Annotated in this window: 20 protein-coding genes; 12 read left to right on the top strand and 8 right to left on the bottom strand. The window is 62.3% G+C overall.

Annotated features, from left to right (window positions below):
- Window positions 1-843, bottom strand: an 843-nt coding sequence (locus tag I8N66_RS28430) for an AarF/UbiB family protein (protein WP_291161112.1), incomplete at its 3' end; no start/stop codon positions are given.
- A 5-nt stretch (window positions 844-848) separates the two neighbouring features.
- Window positions 849-1,625, bottom strand: a complete 777-nt coding sequence (ubiE, locus tag I8N66_RS28425; protein ID WP_113536658.1) for a bifunctional demethylmenaquinone methyltransferase/2-methoxy-6-polyprenyl-1,4-benzoquinol methylase UbiE — start codon at window positions 1,623-1,625, stop codon at window positions 849-851.
- Between the two features lie 173 nt (window positions 1,626-1,798).
- Here ubiE and mutM point away from each other — a divergent pair, with 173 nt between their 5' ends.
- The 4 genes from mutM to dnaA all read left to right on the top strand — a co-directional run bounded on the left by mutM (window position 1,799) and on the right by dnaA (window position 6,558).
- Window positions 1,799-2,689 (top strand): bifunctional DNA-formamidopyrimidine glycosylase/DNA-(apurinic or apyrimidinic site) lyase, encoded by an 891-nt coding sequence (mutM, locus tag I8N66_RS28420; protein ID WP_113536657.1) that lies wholly within the window; start codon window positions 1,799-1,801, stop codon window positions 2,687-2,689.
- A 51-nt stretch (window positions 2,690-2,740) separates the two neighbouring features.
- Window positions 2,741-3,514, top strand: coding sequence for an enoyl-CoA hydratase (locus tag I8N66_RS28415; protein ID WP_113536656.1), 774 nt, complete (start codon window positions 2,741-2,743; stop codon window positions 3,512-3,514).
- A gap of 189 nt (window positions 3,515-3,703) precedes the next feature.
- Window positions 3,704-3,970 (top strand): 30S ribosomal protein S20, encoded by a 267-nt coding sequence (gene rpsT, locus I8N66_RS28410; protein WP_034797494.1) that lies wholly within the window; start codon window positions 3,704-3,706, stop codon window positions 3,968-3,970.
- 1,142 nt (window positions 3,971-5,112) lie between these two features.
- Window positions 5,113-6,558, top strand: a complete 1,446-nt coding sequence (gene dnaA / locus I8N66_RS28405) for a chromosomal replication initiator protein DnaA (protein WP_291161100.1) — start codon at window positions 5,113-5,115, stop codon at window positions 6,556-6,558.
- Window positions 6,559-6,676: 118 nt separating this feature from the next.
- Here the strand turns inward: dnaA and gcvA are convergent, their stop codons facing one another.
- On the bottom strand, window positions 6,677-7,621 hold the full coding sequence (gcvA, locus tag I8N66_RS28400; protein ID WP_291161097.1) for a transcriptional regulator GcvA: 945 nt from the start codon (window positions 7,619-7,621) through the stop codon (window positions 6,677-6,679).
- A gap of 134 nt (window positions 7,622-7,755) precedes the next feature.
- Here gcvA and I8N66_RS28395 point away from each other — a divergent pair, with 134 nt between their 5' ends.
- From I8N66_RS28395 to I8N66_RS28370, 6 genes are all read left to right on the top strand, one after another.
- Entirely contained in the window at window positions 7,756-8,715 is a 960-nt protein-coding gene (locus I8N66_RS28395) for a DMT family transporter (RefSeq protein WP_291161094.1), read from the top strand.
- 120 nt (window positions 8,716-8,835) lie between these two features.
- Window positions 8,836-9,210, top strand: coding sequence for a YciI family protein (locus tag I8N66_RS28390; RefSeq protein WP_113536654.1), 375 nt, complete (start codon window positions 8,836-8,838; stop codon window positions 9,208-9,210).
- The gene (locus I8N66_RS28385; protein ID WP_113536653.1) at window positions 9,207-10,478 is read left to right on the top strand and encodes an RNA polymerase sigma factor; all 1,272 of its coding nucleotides are present in this window, start codon (window positions 9,207-9,209) and stop codon (window positions 10,476-10,478) included. The genes I8N66_RS28390 and I8N66_RS28385 overlap by 4 nt, the downstream gene beginning before the upstream one ends.
- 81 nt (window positions 10,479-10,559) lie before the next feature.
- Window positions 10,560-10,973, top strand: a complete 414-nt coding sequence (locus I8N66_RS28380) for a DoxX family protein (RefSeq protein WP_291161091.1) — start codon at window positions 10,560-10,562, stop codon at window positions 10,971-10,973.
- A 30-nt stretch (window positions 10,974-11,003) separates the two neighbouring features.
- Window positions 11,004-11,369 carry a DUF1801 domain-containing protein gene (locus tag I8N66_RS28375; RefSeq protein WP_291161088.1) on the top strand — a complete coding sequence of 122 codons (366 nt, stop codon included), beginning with the start codon at window positions 11,004-11,006 and terminating at the stop codon, window positions 11,367-11,369.
- 113 nt (window positions 11,370-11,482) lie between these two features.
- Entirely contained in the window at window positions 11,483-12,097 is a 615-nt protein-coding gene (locus I8N66_RS28370; protein WP_291161085.1) for a glutathione S-transferase family protein, read from the top strand.
- Between the two features lie 76 nt (window positions 12,098-12,173).
- On the opposite strand, the gene hemW is transcribed toward I8N66_RS28370, so the two are convergent.
- Genes hemW through rph form a run of 4 tightly spaced genes read right to left on the bottom strand, consistent with a single transcriptional unit; the run spans window position 12,174 to window position 15,199 of the window.
- Entirely contained in the window at window positions 12,174-13,358 is a 1,185-nt protein-coding gene (gene hemW / locus I8N66_RS28365; protein ID WP_291161114.1) for a radical SAM family heme chaperone HemW, read from the bottom strand.
- Window positions 13,359-13,382: 24 nt separating this feature from the next.
- Window positions 13,383-14,027 (bottom strand): RdgB/HAM1 family non-canonical purine NTP pyrophosphatase, encoded by a 645-nt coding sequence (rdgB, locus tag I8N66_RS28360; RefSeq protein WP_291161083.1) that lies wholly within the window; start codon window positions 14,025-14,027, stop codon window positions 13,383-13,385.
- 17 nt (window positions 14,028-14,044) lie between these two features.
- Complete coding sequence (locus I8N66_RS28355) at window positions 14,045-14,464, bottom strand: VOC family protein (RefSeq protein WP_113536648.1); 420 nt, start codon at window positions 14,462-14,464, stop codon at window positions 14,045-14,047.
- A gap of 15 nt (window positions 14,465-14,479) precedes the next feature.
- Window positions 14,480-15,199 carry a ribonuclease PH gene (rph, locus tag I8N66_RS28350; protein WP_291161080.1) on the bottom strand — a complete coding sequence of 240 codons (720 nt, stop codon included), beginning with the start codon at window positions 15,197-15,199 and terminating at the stop codon, window positions 14,480-14,482.
- A 262-nt stretch (window positions 15,200-15,461) separates the two neighbouring features.
- Here rph and hrcA point away from each other — a divergent pair, with 262 nt between their 5' ends.
- Together hrcA and grpE are read left to right on the top strand one after the other, a co-directional pair.
- The gene (gene hrcA, locus I8N66_RS28345; RefSeq protein ID WP_291161077.1) at window positions 15,462-16,541 is read left to right on the top strand and encodes a heat-inducible transcriptional repressor HrcA; all 1,080 of its coding nucleotides are present in this window, start codon (window positions 15,462-15,464) and stop codon (window positions 16,539-16,541) included.
- A gap of 163 nt (window positions 16,542-16,704) precedes the next feature.
- Entirely contained in the window at window positions 16,705-17,322 is a 618-nt protein-coding gene (grpE, locus tag I8N66_RS28340) for a nucleotide exchange factor GrpE (RefSeq protein WP_291161075.1), read from the top strand.
- A gap of 93 nt (window positions 17,323-17,415) precedes the next feature.
- Here the strand turns inward: grpE and I8N66_RS28335 are convergent.
- Window positions 17,416-18,552 (bottom strand): D-arabinono-1,4-lactone oxidase (locus tag I8N66_RS28335; RefSeq protein WP_291161072.1); only part of this gene is annotated, 1,137 nt, incomplete at its 5' end.

Below are 18,552 nucleotides of genomic sequence, written 5' to 3'. Positions count from 1 at the left end.
CGTGTGGCGCAGGAAGGACTGGATCAGCACTTCGGCAAGGAGGTTGAGGTCGTGCCCTGCAGCCTTCAAGCCGTCGATATCCGACATCTTGACGCCATCGATCCATTCCATGGTGACGACGTCGCGGCCGGTCCGCTCCCAGTCGACCTTCGGCACGCGGAAGCCGGAATCGTCCTTGGTATTCTCGCCAAGTTCGGAAAGGGCTGCTGCCTCCAGACGAAGATCCATTTCGATCTTCGTCGTCTGCTCCAGCGTCTTGGTGACCTCGACCGGCTTCAGCCGGCGCGTATAGGGCAGGAAACGCTCCTGCATGTGGCTGACGAGGTACATCGCCTCGATGTCGGAGGCGAAGCGCTGCCGCACGCCGGGGCGGATGACCTTGACGGCGACCTTTTCAGGCCCGCTGTCGCGCATCACGATCGCCGGATGCACCTGCGCGATCGAGGCGGCGGCCATCGGTTCGGAAAATTCGGCATAGAGATTATCGACTGTCCGGCCGAGTGATCCTTCGATCGCCGCCTTCGCGTCGCTCTGCGGAAAGGTCGCCATACGGTCCTGCAGCAGCGACAGGTCGGCCGCAAACTCTGCGCCGACGACATCGGGGCGCGTTGCCAGGAACTGGCCGATCTTGACATAGGAGGGCCCGAGGCGGGCGACGGCGCGCGACAGCCGGTCGCTGCGCTCTTCTCCCGGCACCCTGCGGCGCGCCAAAAGTCCGGCCGCCTTCTGGGCGAAGCGGGCAAACGGCGGCAGATGCTCCGTCGGGACGGCGGAGACGACGCCTTCGCGCACGAGAACCCAGCCGATCCGCGCGAGGCGGACATATGCTCCAGGCGTGCTCATCGGGATCAGATTTTCCAGCCGGAATGCAGCGCTGCGATGCCGCCGGTGTAGTTGGTGAAGGAGACGCGGGAGAAGCCGGCCTCCTTGATCATGGCTGCGAAATCGCGCTGGTTCGGGAACTTGCGGATCGATTCCACCAGATACTGGTAGGGCGCCTCGTCGCCGGTGATCAGCTTGCCGAACTTCGGGATCGCGTTGAACGACCAGGCATCATAGAAGCGATCGAGCAGCGGCATCTCCACTTCGGAGAATTCCAGCACCAGCAGACGTCCGCCGCGCTTGAGCACCCGATATGCTTCCTTCAGCGCCACGTCGATGCGCGGCACGTTGCGGATACCGAAGGCGATCGTATAGGCGTCGAAAGTGTTGGCCTCGAACGGCAGTTCCTCGGCATTGGCCTCGACGAATTCGAGATTGGCGGAGAGCTTCTTCTTTTCGGCGCGCTCGGCGCCGACGGCAAGCATCGAGCCGTTGATGTCGAGCACCGTCGAGTGCGCCTTGCGATCGGAGGCCTCGATGATGCGGAAGGCGATGTCGCCGGTGCCGCCGGCAACGTCGAGGGTCCTGTAACCTTCGCGGCGCGGCGGGTTGAGCGCGGCGATCATCGCGTCCTTCCAGGCGCGATGCAGGCCGGCCGACATCACGTCGTTCATGATGTCGTAGCGCTTCGCCACCTTGTGGAACACGTCGTTGACGAGCGGCTGCTTTTCGCCGGCGTCGACATTGCGGAAACCGAAAGATGTTTCCATGCCGCCGTCGGCCGATACGCGCTGATCCGTCATACGAAGAACTCCATCTGAACCAATTTTTCCGGCACCATAGCGAAAAGGCCCCGTCCGCGCTATCTCGTGGGCGGGGTCGCGCCTGCGGCATAGCGCATCCCCTATAGGACAAGAAGGCCGCCAAGGAAATGCTGTCCGCCGCATCCAGCGAGCGAGAGCGAAGGAGTGCAGGAATGCCGGAGTTGCCTGAGGTCGAAACCGTCAAGCGCGGCCTGGCGCCGACCATGGAGGGCGCGCGGATCGTGACTGCGGAATTACGTCGGCCGGATTTGCGTTTCCCGTTCCCGGAGAATTTTTCCTCGACCGTTGCCGGCCAGCGCATCGTCTCGCTGTCGCGCCGCGCCAAGTATCTGATGATCGATCTCGAAGCCGGTGATGTGATCATCGCCCATCTCGGCATGTCCGGTTCCTTCCGCATCGAGGCAGGGCCGGCGGCAGCGACACCGGGCGAATTCCACCATCCGCGCGGCAAGGACGAGAAGCACGATCATGTCATCTTTCATCTCGACGCTGCCAATGGCCCTGTGCGGGTAATCTACAACGATCCGCGCCGCTTCGGCTTCATGGACCTTGCCCGCCGCGACACGGTGGCGAACCACGCCTATTTCCGCGCGCTCGGCGAGGAACCGACCGGAAACGTGCTCGATGCCGCCTATCTCGCCGCACGCTTTTCCGGCAAGGCGCAGCCGCTGAAGGCGGCGTTGCTGGACCAGAAGAACATCGCCGGTCTCGGCAATATCTATGTCTGTGAAGCGCTCTGGCGCTCGCACCTGTCGCCGGTGAAACCGGCCGGCGCGCTTGTCGACAAACGCGGCAAGCCGAAGGACGGGCTTGTGCGCCTGACGGATGCGATCCGCGAGGTGATCGCCGATGCCATTGCCGCCGGCGGCTCGTCGCTGAAGGACCACATCCAGGCCGACGGCTCGCTCGGCTACTTCCAGCACTCCTTCTCCGTCTATGACCGCGAAGGAGAGGCTTGCCGCACGCCGGGCTGCAACGGTACGGTCGCCCGCATCGTGCAGGCGGGCCGCTCTACCTTCTATTGTCCGCACTGCCAGAAATAATCGCCGGACCGTAAACGGTCTCGCGTCTGAGATGAACCGGAGGAAACAGGAATGACTTACGAAACGCTGCTGGTCGAAACGCGTGGCCGCGTCGGCCTCGTGACGCTCAATCGTCCGCAGGCCCTGAATGCGCTGAACTCGACCGTCATGCGCGAGCTTGCCGCAGCGCTGAAGGCCTTTGATGCCGACAAGGAAATCGGCGCTGTGGTCGTCACCGGCTCGGAGAAGGCCTTTGCCGCCGGCGCCGATATCAAGGAGATGCAGACGCTCGGTTTCGTCGACAGCTATCTCGGCGACTTCATCGGCGGCTGGGACCAGGTCGCTGCGGCCCGCAAGCCCGTGATCGCCGCGGTCTCCGGCTATGCGCTCGGCGGTGGCTGCGAGCTGGCGATGATGTGTGACTTTATCATTGCATCCGAGACCGCAAAGTTTGGCCAGCCGGAAATCACCCTTGGCGTCATTCCCGGCATGGGTGGCTCGCAGCGCCTGACGCGCGCCGTCGGCAAGGCCAAGGCGATGGACCTTGTGCTGACCGGCCGCATGATGGATGCCGCAGAGGCTGAGCGCGCAGGACTCGTATCGCGTGTGGTGGCGCCGGAGAAACTGATGGAGGAAGCGCTGGCCGCTGCCGAGAAGATTGCGTCCTTCTCGCTGCCCGCCGTCATGATGGCGAAGGAGGCGGTGAACCGCTCTCTCGAGCTGACCCTTGCCGAAGGCCTTCGCTTCGAGCGGCGGCTCTTCCATTCGCTGTTTGCAACCGAAGACCAGAAAGAGGGCATGGCCGCCTTCGTCGCCAAGCGCAAGCCAGAGTTCAAACATCGCTAGCCCAGAGAACAGCGCGCAGATTCTGGAAATTGCGCGTTGACGGGGCGGTCGTTTCCCGCTATACGCCGCCCTCAGTTTGGAACGCCATCTGGGCTTTCCGGAAATGCTCCCGAATTGCTTTGATGACAGGTCGCAGTGACCCGGCACGGCGAGGGCGGAGTTCATATCAGTTTTCGAAGAGAGGCACCAATGGCCAATACAACTTCGGCGAAAAAGGCGACCCGCAAGATCGCACGCCGCACCGCAGTGAACAAGGCCCGTCGTTCGCGCGTTCGTAACTTCATCCGCAAGGTCGAAGAAGCGATCGCTACCGGCGATCAGGCAGTCGCAGCCGCAGCGCTCAAGGCAGCTCAGCCCGAGCTGATGCGCGCCGCCACCAAGGGCGTCCTGCACGCCAACACTGCATCGCGCAAGGTTTCGCGTCTCGCGCAGCGCGTGAAGTCGCTTTCGGCCTAATCCGGCTAAGAAAATTCTATTGATGAAGAGCCCGGCCCTTGCGCCGGGCTTTTCGGATTCATACTTCTGTCATCGCGATGGTTAATCCAGCGGTATTAGCTTGTGTCAGAGCGATGACAAAATTTTTGAAATAAATTCAATGACTTATGAGAGGTCCTTATCAAAAGGATGTCTCCGGATGGGGGTCTCCTGAGCCCATAATGAGTCAAGCGAATTTTTATTTTTTTTCTTTTTCGCCAGCTAAGCAAAGAGCGAAAAATCAAAACCCTTGATTCAACAGGGATTCTTCTCGGACTCGGAATGCGGCAAGCAAAAGGCAGACTGAGAGTCAACGGTCAGTGCTTAAGGTTGCTTAAAAATCGCGATTGATCTTGCCCATCGATCCTGCCTAAATGCCCTCCACAGGGGACACGGACCACATCTGTAAAGGAAGCAGAAGACGCCATTTCAAAGAAATGGTTTCAATGCTTCTGTCCTTTGTATCAGGGCGGCTCCGCGTCGTTCAATCAGACAAGTCGAAGGTGAAAAACCGGATGGTTCATTCCACTCCGGATGAGAAACTTTCGTCTTATGGTTGTGGCGAGGTGCTCCTGCATGTTTCCTTCAGTCGTCTTCGATTTAAGGACAGGACATGCGGTACTTCTGAAGTGACACGGTGACCTTTGCGCGTCCAGTCAAGGCGCACGGTGCCGTGGGTCTGGATGACGGGTGCAAGCGGCGCCTGACGGCAGACGAAAATCCAAAGCGCGGCTCATCGCTTCGTACGAGGGTGCGGAGAGCTGTTGACGAGGAGGAGGATCCGAGGCGGTGCGGGAGCGCACCTAAGGATTGTTGACAAGAGGCGCGAGGGGACATCCTCCGGCCACATGTGGCGGGTGGGTGCGCGTAGCGCGCAGCGAGGCGGGAGATGAGGAGCCCGGCGTCGACTGCGACTGTGACGTTCGACGAATGCGGCATGGCCTTCGAGGCGCCGCGAGCGACGGACATAAGAGATGACGCCGGCAGCGATGACGGCATCTGAACATGAATTGGAAGGCGGCAAAATGCAGATGAATTTGGTGACGGCGGGCGCACTTCAGAAAGAAGGAGACGCATTCCAAGCCGGAAGCAATCTATCTCAGGCGGCGGGGGAAAAATTCGACATGAGGCACGACGCACTGTTCGAGCGGGTAAGTGCGCGTCTCAAGGCTCAAGTCGGTCCGGACGTCTTTGCAAGCTGGTTTGGGCGTCTGAAGCTCCATTCCGTATCCAAGAGTGTCGTGCGCCTCTCGGTGCCGACCACGTTCCTGAAGTCCTGGATCAACAATCGTTATCTCGATCTCATCACCTCGATCTTCCAGCAGGAAGACGGCGAGATTCTGAAGGTCGAGATTCTGGTGCGCACGGCCACCCGTGGCGCTCGTCCGACGACCCAGGAAGATGTATTGCCGCAGGCAACCGAAGCGGCTCCGGCAACGCCGGCACGCCGTCCGACGTCCGCCCAGCCGGTCGCAACGGTCGCAGCTGCGGCGGTTGCTAGCGTTCAGAAGCCGACACAGGCGCCGCTTTTCGGCTCGCCGCTCGATCAGCGCTATAACTTCGAGAGTTTCGTCGAAGGTTCTTCGAACCGTGTGGCGCTTGCCGCTGCCCGGACGATCGCGGAAGCCGGCGCCGGAGCCGTGCGGTTCAACCCGCTCTTCATCCATTCGAGCGTCGGCCTCGGCAAGACGCACCTTCTGCAGGCCATCGCCATCCAGGCGCTGCAGAGCGCGCGTGCTCCGCGTGTCGTCTATCTGACGGCCGAATACTTCATGTGGCGTTTCGCCACCGCGATCCGTGACAATGATGCGCTGTCGCTCAAGGAGTCGCTGCGCAACATCGACCTCCTGATCATCGACGACATGCAGTTCCTGCAGGGTAAGTCGATCCAGCACGAGTTCTGCCATCTCTTGAACATGCTGCTCGATTCCGCCAAGCAGGTCGTCGTCGCCGCCGACCGCGCTCCGTGGGAACTGGAATCGCTCGACAGCCGCGTTCGTTCTCGTCTGCAGGGCGGGGTTGCCATCGAGATGGACGGCCCGGACTACGACATGCGCCTCGAAATGCTGAAGCGCCGTCTGGACACGGCCCGTCAGGACGATGGATCGCTCGACATTCCCGGCGATATCCTGAGCCATGTCGCCCGCAATGTGACTGCCAGCGGTCGCGAACTGGAAGGCGCTTTCAACCAGCTCCTGTTCCGCCGTTCCTTCGAGCCGCAGCTGTCGATCGAGCGTGTCGACGAATTGCTTGGCCATCTCGTCAATGCCGGCGAGCCGCGTCGTGTCCGCATCGAGGACATCCAGCGCGTCGTTGCCAAGCATTACAATGTCTCGCGGCAGGAGCTCGTCTCCAACCGCCGCACCCGCGTAATCGTCAAGCCACGGCAGATCGCCATGTATCTGTCGAAGACGCTGACGCCGCGCTCCTTCCCGGAGATCGGCCGTCGCTTCGGCGGACGTGACCACACCACGGTACTGCATGCCGTGCGCAAGATCGAAGAGCTGATCTCGGGCGATACCAAGCTCAGCCACGAGATCGAGCTTCTGAAGCGTCTGATCAACGAATAGTCATGGCTGACTGTTTTTAGAAAAAGGCCCGGTTTTCCGGGCCTTTTCGTTTGGATCATGTCTGCGTTTCGTCGATGTCCGCGCGGAAACCGTCCCGTGCTTTCGTGAAAGCTCAGGTCTACCGTATCGCTTTCAACGTCCGTTGTTGTGCCGCCTTGACCGCCCGATCCTCGATGGCCTGCGATGCCCGGGCTTCGGCAATGATCCAGGTGCGAAAGGCAACGACTGGCGGTCGATCGAGGGCGGCCGGCGGGTAGACGAGGTGATAGGCAAGGCCGGTCATCACGCCCTCGGGGAAGGGGGCAATCAGCATGCCGTCCGCAAGTTCCCGCGCCACCAGCGACAGGCGGACAAGGGCGACGCCGTCGCCGGCCTTGGCCGCTTCGATGGCGCCGTTGCTGTTGACGAAGACCGGCCCGCGCCCGGGATCCACCCCTTCCGCTCCCGCCGCATCCAGCCATAGCCGCCAGTCCTGGCGATGCACGTCGTGCAGCAGCGCATGGCGGGCAAGATCGCTGGGTGTGTCGAGCGGCTGCCTGGCCCGGAGCGCCGGATGGATAACGGGGACCGGGTCGTCGTCGATCAGGCGCTCGCTGACAAGGCCGTCATAACGGCCCAGTCCATGCCGGATGGCGACGTCGACGCCGTCGCTCCCGAAATCCGTCAGCCGGTTCGTGGTGCTGATGCGTACGTCGATGCCGGGCACCTGCTGCTCGAAGGCGCCGATCCGGGGCACCAGCCATTGAGCGGCGAAGGTCGGCGTGCAGCTCACCGTCAGCATGGGCGCACGCTTGCGCGCTGTCAGCTCCTCGGTTGCCTCCCGCATCATGCGGAAGGCGCGCCGGAGCGTCGAAAAATAGATGCTCCCGTCTTCGGTCAAAACCAATTGCCTGGGGCGACGTTCGAAGAGCGTTACGCCCAGTGTCTGCTCGAGTTCTCGTACCTGCAGGCTGACTGCGCCCGGTGTGACGTTAAGTTCTTGCGCGGCCTTTGTGACGCTCGAATGCCGCGCTGTCGCCTCAAAGGCTCGAAGCGATGCGAGGGAAGGAAGAGTTGTTGTCATGGTTTAGCCAAACTCAATCATGTAGCGAAAAATGATCGTTTGTCCGAAGCGTAATATGCTGAGAATAATGGCACAAATTCAGAACGGTCAACACCGTTTCGGTTTAGTCAGACAAACAAACGAGGGTTTTCGCGATGGTGCAGCCGGTTCAGGCCAAGGTCATGGGAGCGCGGGAATGGGGCATGCTGATCATGCTCTCTCTCCTCTGGGGCGGTTCCTTCTTCTTCATCGGTATCGCCGTCAAGGCGCTGCCACCGTTTACGATCGTGGCGCTGAGGGTCAGTCTCGCGGCGCTCACATTGCTCGCTTTTGTGCGCTTTGCGGGGCTGTCGCTGCCGCGGGATCCGCGTGTCTGGCTGGCGTTCTTCGGCATGGGTCTGCTGAACAATCTCATCCCCTTCTCGCTGATCGTCTGGGGTCAAACACATATCGCTAGCGGCCTTGCGTCGATCCTCAATGCCACCACGCCGCTATTCGGCGTGATCGTCGCGCATCTGCTGACGGATGACGAGAAGCTGACCGTCAACCGTTTCGCCGGGGTGGTCGTCGGTTTCCTTGGCGTTGCCATGATGATCGGTCCGGCTGCCCTCGGCGGGCTCGGCTCGAACCTTGTTGCCCAGCTTGCCGTTCTCGGTGCGGCGCTCTCCTATTCGCTCGCCGGCGTCTTTGCCCGCCGCTTCAAGCGCATGGGTGTGGCGCCGATCGTAACGGCAACCGGCCAGGTCTCGGCCGCGAGCATGATGCTGGTGCCGCTGTCGCTACTCGTCGATCATCCCTGGACGCTCACCATGCCTGGCCTCGACGTCTGGGCGGCGATCGTCGGTATCGCTCTGGTCTCTACAGCGCTCGCCTATGTTCTGTTCTTCCGCATTCTCGAAACGGCAGGTGTCACCAATCTGATGCTCGTCACCTTCCTGATCCCCGTCAGTGCCATCCTGCTTGGCGCGATGTTCCTGGGCGAGACACTGGAGCCGAAGCATTTCTTCGGCATGGCGTTGATTGCCATGGGGCTTGCAGCGATCGACGGGCGGCTCCTGCGCCTCTTGCGCCGGCCGACGGTCGACCCCAACTTGGAATGCCGCGAGAACGTCTGAACGTCCATCCACATGCAAGGCGGGCTGGTAGGCGAAAGCACTACCGGCCCTGTTTTTTTCGGCAGGGTTGTCGGCTATCTGTCGATGCCATCGTCTTTGATTCAGGAGCAGGAGAGTTCCATGCTTTATGCCGTGTTTTGCTACAACCAGGAGGATGTCACGAGTACCTGGAGCAAGGAACAGGATGACAAGGTCATGCATGACCTCGCGGCTGTGCAGAGCAAATATGCCGAAGCCGGCAAGCTCGGGCCGGTGGCGCGGTTGCTGCCGACGTCCGCTGCCACGACGCTTAGGCACAGCCACAGTGAGACGATCGTGCTCGATGGCCCCTTTGCAGAGACCAAAGAGCAATTGCTCGGCTTCTATGTCGTCGACTGTGCGTCTCTCGAGGAAGCGCTTGCGTTTGCGCGCGATCTGAGTTCCGCCAACCCGGCTGCCGGCTCCTACGAAATACGACCTCTCGCCATCTACAAACCCAGTGAGCTTGCTTCATGACAGACACAGCCTGGATAGACCTCGCACTCGTTTCAGCCCGGCCGCAGGCAATGGGCGCATTGCTGCGCTATTTCCGCAATCTCGATACGGCCGAAGAAGCGTTTCAGGAGGCGTGCATCCGGGCTTTGAAGACCTGGCCGAAGAGCGGGCCGCCGCGCGATCCGGCGGCGTGGCTGATCTTCGTCGGCCGCAACAGCGGGATCGACAAGGTCCGGCGGCAGTCGCGCGAGACGGCGCTGCCGCCCGAGGAAATGCTCTCCGATCTTGAGGATCAGGAAAACGAACTCGCTGATAGGTTGGATGGCTCCCAGTATCGCGATGACATTCTTCGCCTGCTGTTCGTCTGCAGCAATCCCGCGCTGCCTGCCACGCAACAGATCGCCCTGGCGCTGCGCATCGTCTCAGGCCTTTCCGTCAAGCAGATCGCCCGCGCCTTTCTCGTCAGTGAAGCTGCAATGGAGCAGCGCATTACCCGCGCCAAGTCCCGCGTTGCCGCCGCCGGCCTTGCCTTTGAGACGCCCGATGCGGCCGACCGCTCCGATCGGCTCGCCGCCGTTGCAACGATGATCTACCTCGTCTTCAACGAGGGGTACTCGGCGATGAACGGGCCGGAAAGCGTCTCGGCCGATCTCTGCGGCGAGGCAATTCGCCTCGGACGCCTGTTGCTGCAGCTTTTCCCGGCAGAGCCGGAGATCATGGGGCTGACGGCCTTGATGATGATTCAGCATTCCCGTGCGCATGCGCGCTTTGATGCCGATGGAGCCGTCATCCTTCTCGAAGACCAGGATCGAACCCTATGGAACCGGCCGCTGATCGATGAGGCGTTGGCCTTGATCGACAAGGCGATGCGCCGTCGTCAGCCCGGCGCATACCAGATCCAGGCGGCAATCGCCGCACTGCATGCGCGGGCAGAGCGCCCCGAAGACACCGACTGGGCACAGATCGATCTGCTCTATCAGGCGCTCGAACGATTGCAGCCGTCGCCGGTGATCACACTCAACCGGGCGGTGGCGGTGTCGAAGCGTGACGGCCCGGAAGCGGCGCTCGCCATGATCGCGCCGCTGTCTGACAAGCTGTCGGGATACTTCTATTTCCACGGTCTCAGCGGCCACCTGTTGAAGCAGCTCGGCAGGGTCCGCGAGGCGCGCGTCGCCTTCGACCATGCGATCGCGCTTGCGACCAATGCCGCCGAATGCGCTTATATTCGCATGCAGCTCGACAAGCTCGACGAGGAACCGGATGCCAAGACGCTCGGTTCGAAAAAATAGTTGAAAAATCTTGGGCAGCTGTCGGCGGCGGCCTCGTGGCTTCGTCCTTGGACTGACAACGAGATCCAAGGAGAGATCACAATGAATACCAGCCTCGCTTTGCCCGTGCCGACAACAAAGTCCGTGATCCTCGGCCGCGCCTTGAGCGGCCTCGTCATTCTGTTCCTGGTCTTCGATGGTGCCATCAAACTGGTGCCGCTGCAGGTCGTCACCGAAACCATGGCAGCACTCGGCTACTCGGCAGACCAGGGCCTGGCGCGCCTGCTCGGCGTGCTGACGCTGCTCTGCACCCTGCTTTATGCCATCCCGAGAACCTCCATTCTGGGCGCCATCCTGCTTACCGGCTACCTCGGCGGCGCCATGGCCACGCATCTTCGGGCGGAGAGCCCGCTCTTCACCCATCTGTTGTTCGGCTTCTATCTGGGCGTCATCGCCTGGGGCGGCCTGTGGCTCAGAGATCCGCGGCTGCGCAGCCTCCTCCCGTTCAAGAACTGACAACCGTCCCCAACCGCTCGAAAGACGACCATGACCAAGACTGTCGAAGACTACATTGCCGGCCTATCCGGTGTTCCAGCAGACGTGGCGAAGTGCTTGCATGCAGCGCTCGATGCCGCAGGCGGGCTCACCGATATCGTCAAGTGGGGCCATCCCGTCTACCAGGCCGGCGGGGCGGTTTGCCTGCTCAAGGGGGCCAAGGATCACGTGACCTTCGGCTTCTGGCGCGGGGCCGAGATGCTCGATCTCGATGCCCGCCTGGAGAAGGGCGGCGGCAAGGGTGACATGGCCTTTATCCGTCTGCGTAAGGTCGACGATGTCGATGACGCTCAGGTTGCCCGCCTGGTCGCAAAGGGCATCGAGCTCAACCGGCTGAAAGGTGATCCGCTGAAATAGCCGTTCGCGAAACAAACTTGCAGCGCGACCGGTAAAACAGAGCGCCTTTATCGGTCGCGATGAAATACCTCTTCACGGGAACAGGAATTCACGCCAGATCCCGCGAGGCAATCATGATCCTCTACTATCAGACCCATTCTCCCTTCGCCCGCAAGGTGCTCGTCTTTGCGCTCGAGATCGGTGTTGCCGACCAGCTCGAGGTCATCCACCACGAGACCAGCCCGACGCGGCGCAACGACGAGGTCTATGCCGAAAACCCGCTCGGCAAGGTTCCGGTCCTTTTGCGAGAAGGCCTGGAGCCGATCTTTGATTCCGACGTCATCTGCGCCTATCTCGACACGCTGCATGAGGGGCGCAAGCTGATCCCCGAAAGCGGCGAACCGCGCTGGCGGGCGCTCCGACTGCAGTCTGTGGCGCAGGTCCTCGCCCAAACCGGCATCGGTCTGCGTTGGGAATGGGAGCGCCGGCCCGAGCACCTGCGTTTTGCGGCGTTGGCCGAGGGCTATGCCGAAAAGATCGAGGAGACCTACGATTGGCTGGAGCGGACGCTGGAGCCCGAGGGGGCCGTCGATGTCGGCCAGATCGCGCTGGCGACGGCGCTTTCGTGGATGGCGTTTCGCGACCTGCCCTCGTTCCGCAACCGCCCGAAGTTGACGCGCTGGTTCGACGCGTTCGAGGGGCGGCCATCCATGCTGGCAACACCGCTTTCCGGTGAAACGTACGATTGAACCTGTAGCCGGCGAAGATGCCGGAATTTCCAGGAAACGCGGGCCGTTGCCCGCCGGGAAACTCGACCTAGCCGCCTCAGGGGCAGGCTAGGTCGGCGACCACGGCGTCGAGGATCAGCATGCCGGCCGGCGTGCAGCGCAGGCGTGAATTGCCGAGCCGCTCGATGAAGCCGTTGTCGATCAGGAATTGTTCGCGCTCCGGGTCGGGGTCGCGGCCGGAAAGGGTCTGCCAGCGGACGAGATCGACGCCTTCCTTCAGGCGCAGGCCCATCAGCAGCAATTCGTCCGACTGTGCTTCGAGATCGAGCGCTTCACGTTCGATCATGCCGTGACCGTAGGTCTCGACAAGGCGCAACCATTCCTCCGGCTTTCGCTCAGTCGCCGTTGCGATCTTGCCGTTGCCAACGCTCAGGCGGCCGTGGGCGCCGGGGCCGATACCCGCATAGTCGCCATAGCGCCAGTACGTCAGGTTGTGGCGGCTCTCGGCGCCCGGACGAGCGTGGTTGGAGACTTCATAGGCCGGCATACCGATGGCGGCAGTGATGTCCTGCGTCGCCTCGTAAAGAATCGCCGATTGTTCACCGTCGGGAACGATGAGCTTGCCAGCCTTGTGCAGGCCGTAGAAGGGCGTGCCTTCTTCGATCGTCAGCTGGTAGAGCGACAGGTGGTCGACCGCGTAGGAAACGGCCTCTTTCAATTCGCGCTCCCACTCCTCGACCGTCTGATTGGGACGGGCGTAGATCAGGTCGAAGGACATGCGCGGGAAGATCTCGCGCGCAAGCCGGATCGCCTTCAGCGCATCCTCGACATTGTGCAGCCGCCCGAGGAACTTGAGGTCGCGGTCGTTCAGCGCCTGGACGCCAAGCGAGACACGGTTGACGCCGGCGGCCCGATAGCCGTGAAAGCGCGTCGCCTCGACGCTCGAAGGGTTGGCCTCCATGGTGATTTCGATGCCGTCGGGCACGTGCCAATGGCGGGCGATACCCTGCAGGATCGCGTCGACCGTCGAAGGCTCCATCAAGGACGGCGTACCGCCGCCCATGAAGATGCTGGTGACGGTGCGCGGACCGGAGAGCTCCCGCGCTTCCTCCATCTCCCTCAGGAAGGCGGAAACGAAACGCGGTTGATCCACCGGCTGGTGGCGCACGTGGCTGTTGAAGTCGCAATAGGGGCATTTGGCCGCGCAGAACGGCCAATGCACATAGACCCCGAAGCCGGGATCCATGCCGTCACCGATCGCCGAAAGCGTGGCCGTCTGCATCGTTGCGTCTCTCATGCGGCTCAATCAGGCTCCGAGGCAGGTCTCGGCGAAGATCTTGAAGGCGCGGGCGCGGTGCGACAGGGCCTCCGCATCCCCCGGCTTCCAGCCGTGCTTCTCATCCGCGCTCATTTCGCCGAAGGTGGTCTCATAACCCTTGGGCTGGAACACCGGATCGTAGCCGAAGCCCTGGCTGCCGCGGGGCGGCCAGACGACGAAGCCTTCGACCTCGCCGCGGAAGAGTTCCACATGGCCGTTCGGCCAGGCCAGGCACAGGACCGAGACGAAGCGGGCGGTGCGCTGCGTGGGCGCCGTGGCGCCTTTTTCCTGCAACGCTTTCTCGACCTTCTCCATCGCCATCGCGAAATCGCGGCTGCCGTCCTCGCGCTCGGCCCAGTTGGCAGTGTAGACGCCGGGCGCGCCGTCGAGCGCGTCGATCGCGAGACCCGAATCGTCGGAAAGCGCCGGCAGGCCGGAGGCCTTGGCCGAGGCGAGCGCCTTGATCGTCGCGTTCTCCTCGAAGGTGGTGCCGGTTTCATCCGGCTCGATGAAGTTTAGATCCGCGGCCGATTTCGCCTCGAAGCCGAGCGGGCCGATGAGGTCGCGGATTTCGCGGATCTTGCCGGCATTGTGGCTGGCGACGATCAGCGTCTTGTTGTCCAGTTTGCGCATTGTGTCTCGTTTCGTATTCATTCGACGGACCAGAGGCCCGGCTCCGCACATTCGAGGCTGTTGCCGGCCGGATCGCGGAAGTAGAACGACCGCGCTCCGTTGGGCCAGCGAAGATCGCTTTCTATTGCAATGCCGGCCGCTTCCAGCTTCGCCTTCCAAGCATCGAGCGCCTCGGCCGCCACCCGGAAGCACATGTGCCCCCGGCCGGTCGTACCGTGCGGAGGCACCGGCAGGGCGGCGTCCGGCGCTGGCGGCTTCACCGTTTCGGCCGGGTTGAAGATCAGAAGCACGCCCTGGCCGCAACGGAAGAACACGTGCCGGTTTCCGGCGCGGGTGATCCTGTCGAGACCGAGAACGCCACCATAGAAGGCCTCGGCGGCGTCGAGATCGGCCGCATAGAGCGCCGTCTCGAGAATGCCTTCCAGTGCCGGGGCCATGTCAGTTCCTTTTCGTCAGCCGGCGATCGCCTGCTTCTGCAGCGCGACCAGTTCGGCAATGCCGTTCTTTGCCAGACCCATCAGGCTTGCGAATTCCTCTTCCGAGAAAGGCTTGCCTTCGGCCGTGCCCTGGATCTCGACGATACCGCCGGAGCCGGTCATGACGAAGTTGGCATCGGTCTCGGCAGCGGAATCTTCGAGGTAGTCGAGGTCGATCACCGACTGGTTGGCGAAGATGCCGCAGGAGATGGCGGCGACATGGTCCTTCAGGACCTTCTCGACCTTGACCATGTTGCGCGCTTCCATCCATTTCAGGCAATCGTAGAGCGCGACCCAGGCGCCGGTGATCGAGGCCGTGCGCGTGCCACCATCGGCCTGGATGACGTCGCAGTCGATCGAAATCTGACGTTCGCCGAGCGCCGGCAGGTCGACGACCGCGCGCAGGGACCGGCCGATCAGTCGCTGGATTTCCTGGGTGCGGCCGCTCTGCTTGCCGCTTGCCGCCTCGCGCCTCATGCGCTCGCCGGTGGCGCGCGGCAGCATGCCGTATTCCGCCGTCACCCAGCCCTTGCCGCCGTTGCGCAGCCAGGCCGGAACCTTTTCCTCAAGGCTGGCGGTGCACAGCACGTGCGTGTCGCCGAACCGCACCAGACAGGAGCCTTCTGCGTGCTTGGAAAAATTGCGCTCGAAGGAAACCTTGCGCATTTGGTCGGTTTTTCTGCCGGATGGCCGCATCGTCAACTCCTATCGTATCTGGTGAGCCTTCTACTGCATAATTCCCTAAATCGAAATCGATCTAGGGATAAAATTATGCAGCGGTTTGAAGCGCTACAGCGACCTTGAGCGCGTCTAGCGACACGCGGCGCTGTAGAGCATGGCGCAAGTAAAGGGAACCGGTGGATAGCCGGGGGTGAGGCCGTTTTTTCCCTTTTGCCATTGGGCGGCAGGATCACTATATTCCGGGCACGGCAGGATGTGCCTGCAAGTGTGGAGTGACATGGTACTGCGCAGTCCCGGAGCAAAGGAAATCGCCGCGGCGCTGGACGAGCGCTCGGGCGAGATTTTCCGTCGCATCGTGGAAACGTATCTGACGAGCGGCGAGCCGCTCGGCTCGCGTAATCTTTCGCGTTTGCTGCCGATGTCGCTTTCCCCCGCTTCCGTTCGCAACGTGATGAGCGATCTCGAAGATCTCGGTCTCATCTATTCGCCGCATGTCAGCGCCGGCCGTCTGCCCACCCAGACGGGGCTGCGCTTCTTCGTCGATGCCTTCATGCAGGTCGGCAATCTCTCGACCGAGGACCGGGCGTCGATCGATCGCCAGGTCCGGCGCGGCGACCACGCCCAGCCGGTGGACGCATTGATGGCTGAGGCGAGCCAGATGTTGTCGGGCATGTCGCGCGGGGCGGGCCTCGTCATCACCGCCAAGGCCGACCCCGTGCTGAAGCACGTCGAGTTCATTCGCCTTGCGCCGACAAAAGCGCTTGCCGTTCTCGTCGGCGAGCACGACCAAGTGGAAAACCGCATCATCGAGCTGCCGGCCGGGGTGACCAGTTCGCAGCTCACCGAAGCGGCAAACTTCCTGAACGCCCATCTCGCCGGTCAGACAATCGCAGAAGTGCGCACGCAGCTCGAAAAGGTAAAGCAGACGGTACGCGGCGAACTCGATGCGCTGTCTCAGGATCTGGTCGAGCGCGGTCTCGCCATCTGGTCGGGCAATGAGGGCGACGAGAAGCCGGCGCGGTTGATCGTGCGCGGCCGTGCCAATCTGCTCGAGGGACTGGAAGGGGCTGAGGACATCGATCGGCTCCGCATGCTTTTCGACGACCTCGAAAAGAAGGACAGCATGATCGAGCTGCTCGATCTTGCAGAGAGCGGCCCGGGTGTGCGGATCTTCATCGGCTCCGAAAACAAGCTCTTCTCGCTCTCGGGCTCCTCGCTGATCGTCGCGCCCTATCGCGATGGCGAAGATCGCATCGTCGGCGCAGTCGGCGTCATCGGTCCGACGCGGCTCAACTATTCCCGCATCGTGCCGATGGTCGACTATACCGCGCAACTGATGTCGCGGCTTTCCCGTTAAAGGCGCGCTTTTGGTCGCGCGCACGATTGAACCCTTGATTTTTCGGCCCCAAACCTCGATATCGGCTTCAAATCCAGTCACTGGGCATTTTTGCTGAGACGCAGGCTCGCGCTTGCGACGCGGAAATGCGAAGGACGATAGAGACGACACTGCGGAGAACGTCATGACCGACGATACGAACAAGCACGGACCCGAGGCCACCGACGAGGTATACGACGCTGCGCCGGACGTTGCCGACGCTGCTCAAGCTGCGCCAGTTGCCGAGCCTGATCCGTTGGAGCTCGCCAAGGCCGAGAACACCGAGCTGCGCGACAAGTACCTTCGGCTTGCCGCCGAGATGGACAATCTGCGCCGCCGGACCGAGCGCGACGTGAAGGATGCGAAGTCCTACTCCGTCGCCGGCTTTGCCCGCGACATGCTCGCTGTTTCGGACAACCTTCGCCGGGCGCTCGACGCCATTCCGGCAGAGGCCAGGGAAACCGCCGAAGCTGGTCTCACCGCGCTGATCGAAGGCGTGGAAATGACCGAGCGTTCGATGCTTTCGGCGCTTGAGCGTCATGGCGTCAAGAAGCTGGAGCCGGAAGGCCAGAAGTTCGACCCGAACTTCCATCAGGCCATGTTCGAGATTCCGAATGCGGACGTGCCGAACAACACCGTGCTGCAGGTCGTTCAGGCCGGCTACACCATCGGTGACCGCGTTCTGCGTCCGGCCATGGTCGGTGTGTCCAAGGGCGGACCGAAGGTCGTGACCGCAGAGAACGGCGACGCACCGTCCGCCTGATCCAACGGATCAGAGTTTCAAGAAAATGCCGCGCGAATTTCGCGCGGCGTTTTTGTTTGGGCAGAAGGATGGGCGCAGCTTCAGGCGCAGTCCCTATCCGAAGAGCTGGTGCAGGTGATCGTTAAGGAAACGGCCTTCCGGATCGACCTTGGCCCGCAGCGCCCGGAAATCGCCTGCGCGGGGATAGAGCGTGGTCACATCCTCGGCGCCGAGGAAGTGCAGCTTGCCCCAGTGCGGCCGTGACCCGTACTGCCTGAGGATCGTGTCGACGTCCTTCAGATAATCCCAATAGTCGGTTCCCGGCTCGCCCGAGACCGAGAGCGTGATCGAGTCCTGTTCGAAGAAGGGGCTGATCCAGCCGGTGTCGCCGGCGGTGAAGCGGTACTCGATCGGATAGATGCAGGTCGGGTGCTTCTCCAGCATCAGCTTGCGCACCGCCTTTACCGCTTCCTTGCCGTGGGCGACGGGCACCGCATATTCCAGCTCGTGGAAATTCGGCACGTATTCGATCGGGTAGATCTCCGAGGAATAGGCGATCTTCTCGAAACGGCGCTCGGTCGGCGCTTCCTCGGTGATGTCGATCACCTTCATCTCGCAGACGTCGGAGGTGCTCTCCGTCGTCGAGACCGACGCCGTGTCCGGCAGGCAATAACAATGCCGGCTTTCCGGTACGGGGCACCAGAAGAAGCCGAAATGGCGGTGCTTGGCGGCCAGTTCGTCGTGCTGCTCGATCATTTCGTCGAAGGTGCAGCGCCAGAGCTTTTCATGCAGGTTGTAGCTGTCCATCGCCTGCAGCGTGATCTCCGAGATCACGCCGAGCATGCCGACCGACACCCGCGCCGCCTCCAGCAGATCGGGCGTCGTCTCGTCGACGACGAGGATGCTGCCATCCGGCTGCACCAGGCGCATGCCGACGATCTGCGAGGCCATGTTGCCGAGCTTGGCGCCGGTCCCGTGGGTGCCGGTGGTGAGCGCGCCGGCCAGCGCCTGGCTGTCGATATCACCCTGATTGATCAGCGAAAGGCCATTGGATTTGAGCACCTTGCCGAGCTGGTTGATGGTCGTGCCCGCCTTCACCGCGACGCGCTTGCGTGCGTAGTCGATGCCGACGACGCCCTGCATGCTGGAGAGCGTCAGCTGCAGCCCGCTGGTCAGCGCCACCGGGGTAAAGGAATGGCCGGAGCCGGCGCAGCGTACGTTCAGCCCTTGCGAGGTCGCCTCACGCACCAT

This window comes from Ensifer sp. SSB1, from assembly GCF_016652895.1.
Lineage (GTDB): Bacteria > Pseudomonadota > Alphaproteobacteria > Rhizobiales > Rhizobiaceae > Ensifer.
This window is presented reverse-complemented; position numbering and strand designations above follow the sequence as displayed.

Coding starts and splice junctions, on each gene's coding strand:
- ubiE (WP_113536658.1), bottom strand. CDS start 1,625: ATGACGGATCAGCGCGTATCGGCCGACGGCGGCATGGAAACATCTTTC.
- mutM (WP_113536657.1), top strand. CDS start 1,799: ATGCCGGAGTTGCCTGAGGTCGAAACCGTCAAGCGCGGCCTGGCGCCG.
- I8N66_RS28415 (WP_113536656.1), top strand. CDS start 2,741: ATGACTTACGAAACGCTGCTGGTCGAAACGCGTGGCCGCGTCGGCCTC.
- rpsT (WP_034797494.1), top strand. CDS start 3,704: ATGGCCAATACAACTTCGGCGAAAAAGGCGACCCGCAAGATCGCACGC.
- dnaA (WP_291161100.1), top strand. CDS start 5,113: ATGAGGCACGACGCACTGTTCGAGCGGGTAAGTGCGCGTCTCAAGGCT.
- gcvA (WP_291161097.1), bottom strand. CDS start 7,621: ATGACAACAACTCTTCCTTCCCTCGCATCGCTTCGAGCCTTTGAGGCG.
- I8N66_RS28395 (WP_291161094.1), top strand. CDS start 7,756: ATGGTGCAGCCGGTTCAGGCCAAGGTCATGGGAGCGCGGGAATGGGGC.
- I8N66_RS28390 (WP_113536654.1), top strand. CDS start 8,836: ATGCTTTATGCCGTGTTTTGCTACAACCAGGAGGATGTCACGAGTACC.
- I8N66_RS28385 (WP_113536653.1), top strand. CDS start 9,207: ATGACAGACACAGCCTGGATAGACCTCGCACTCGTTTCAGCCCGGCCG.
- I8N66_RS28380 (WP_291161091.1), top strand. CDS start 10,560: ATGAATACCAGCCTCGCTTTGCCCGTGCCGACAACAAAGTCCGTGATC.
- I8N66_RS28375 (WP_291161088.1), top strand. CDS start 11,004: ATGACCAAGACTGTCGAAGACTACATTGCCGGCCTATCCGGTGTTCCA.
- I8N66_RS28370 (WP_291161085.1), top strand. CDS start 11,483: ATGATCCTCTACTATCAGACCCATTCTCCCTTCGCCCGCAAGGTGCTC.
- hemW (WP_291161114.1), bottom strand. CDS start 13,358: ATGCAGACGGCCACGCTTTCGGCGATCGGTGACGGCATGGATCCCGGC.
- rdgB (WP_291161083.1), bottom strand. CDS start 14,027: ATGCGCAAACTGGACAACAAGACGCTGATCGTCGCCAGCCACAATGCC.
- I8N66_RS28355 (WP_113536648.1), bottom strand. CDS start 14,464: ATGGCCCCGGCACTGGAAGGCATTCTCGAGACGGCGCTCTATGCGGCC.
- rph (WP_291161080.1), bottom strand. CDS start 15,199: ATGCGGCCATCCGGCAGAAAAACCGACCAAATGCGCAAGGTTTCCTTC.
- hrcA (WP_291161077.1), top strand. CDS start 15,462: ATGGTACTGCGCAGTCCCGGAGCAAAGGAAATCGCCGCGGCGCTGGAC.
- grpE (WP_291161075.1), top strand. CDS start 16,705: ATGACCGACGATACGAACAAGCACGGACCCGAGGCCACCGACGAGGTA.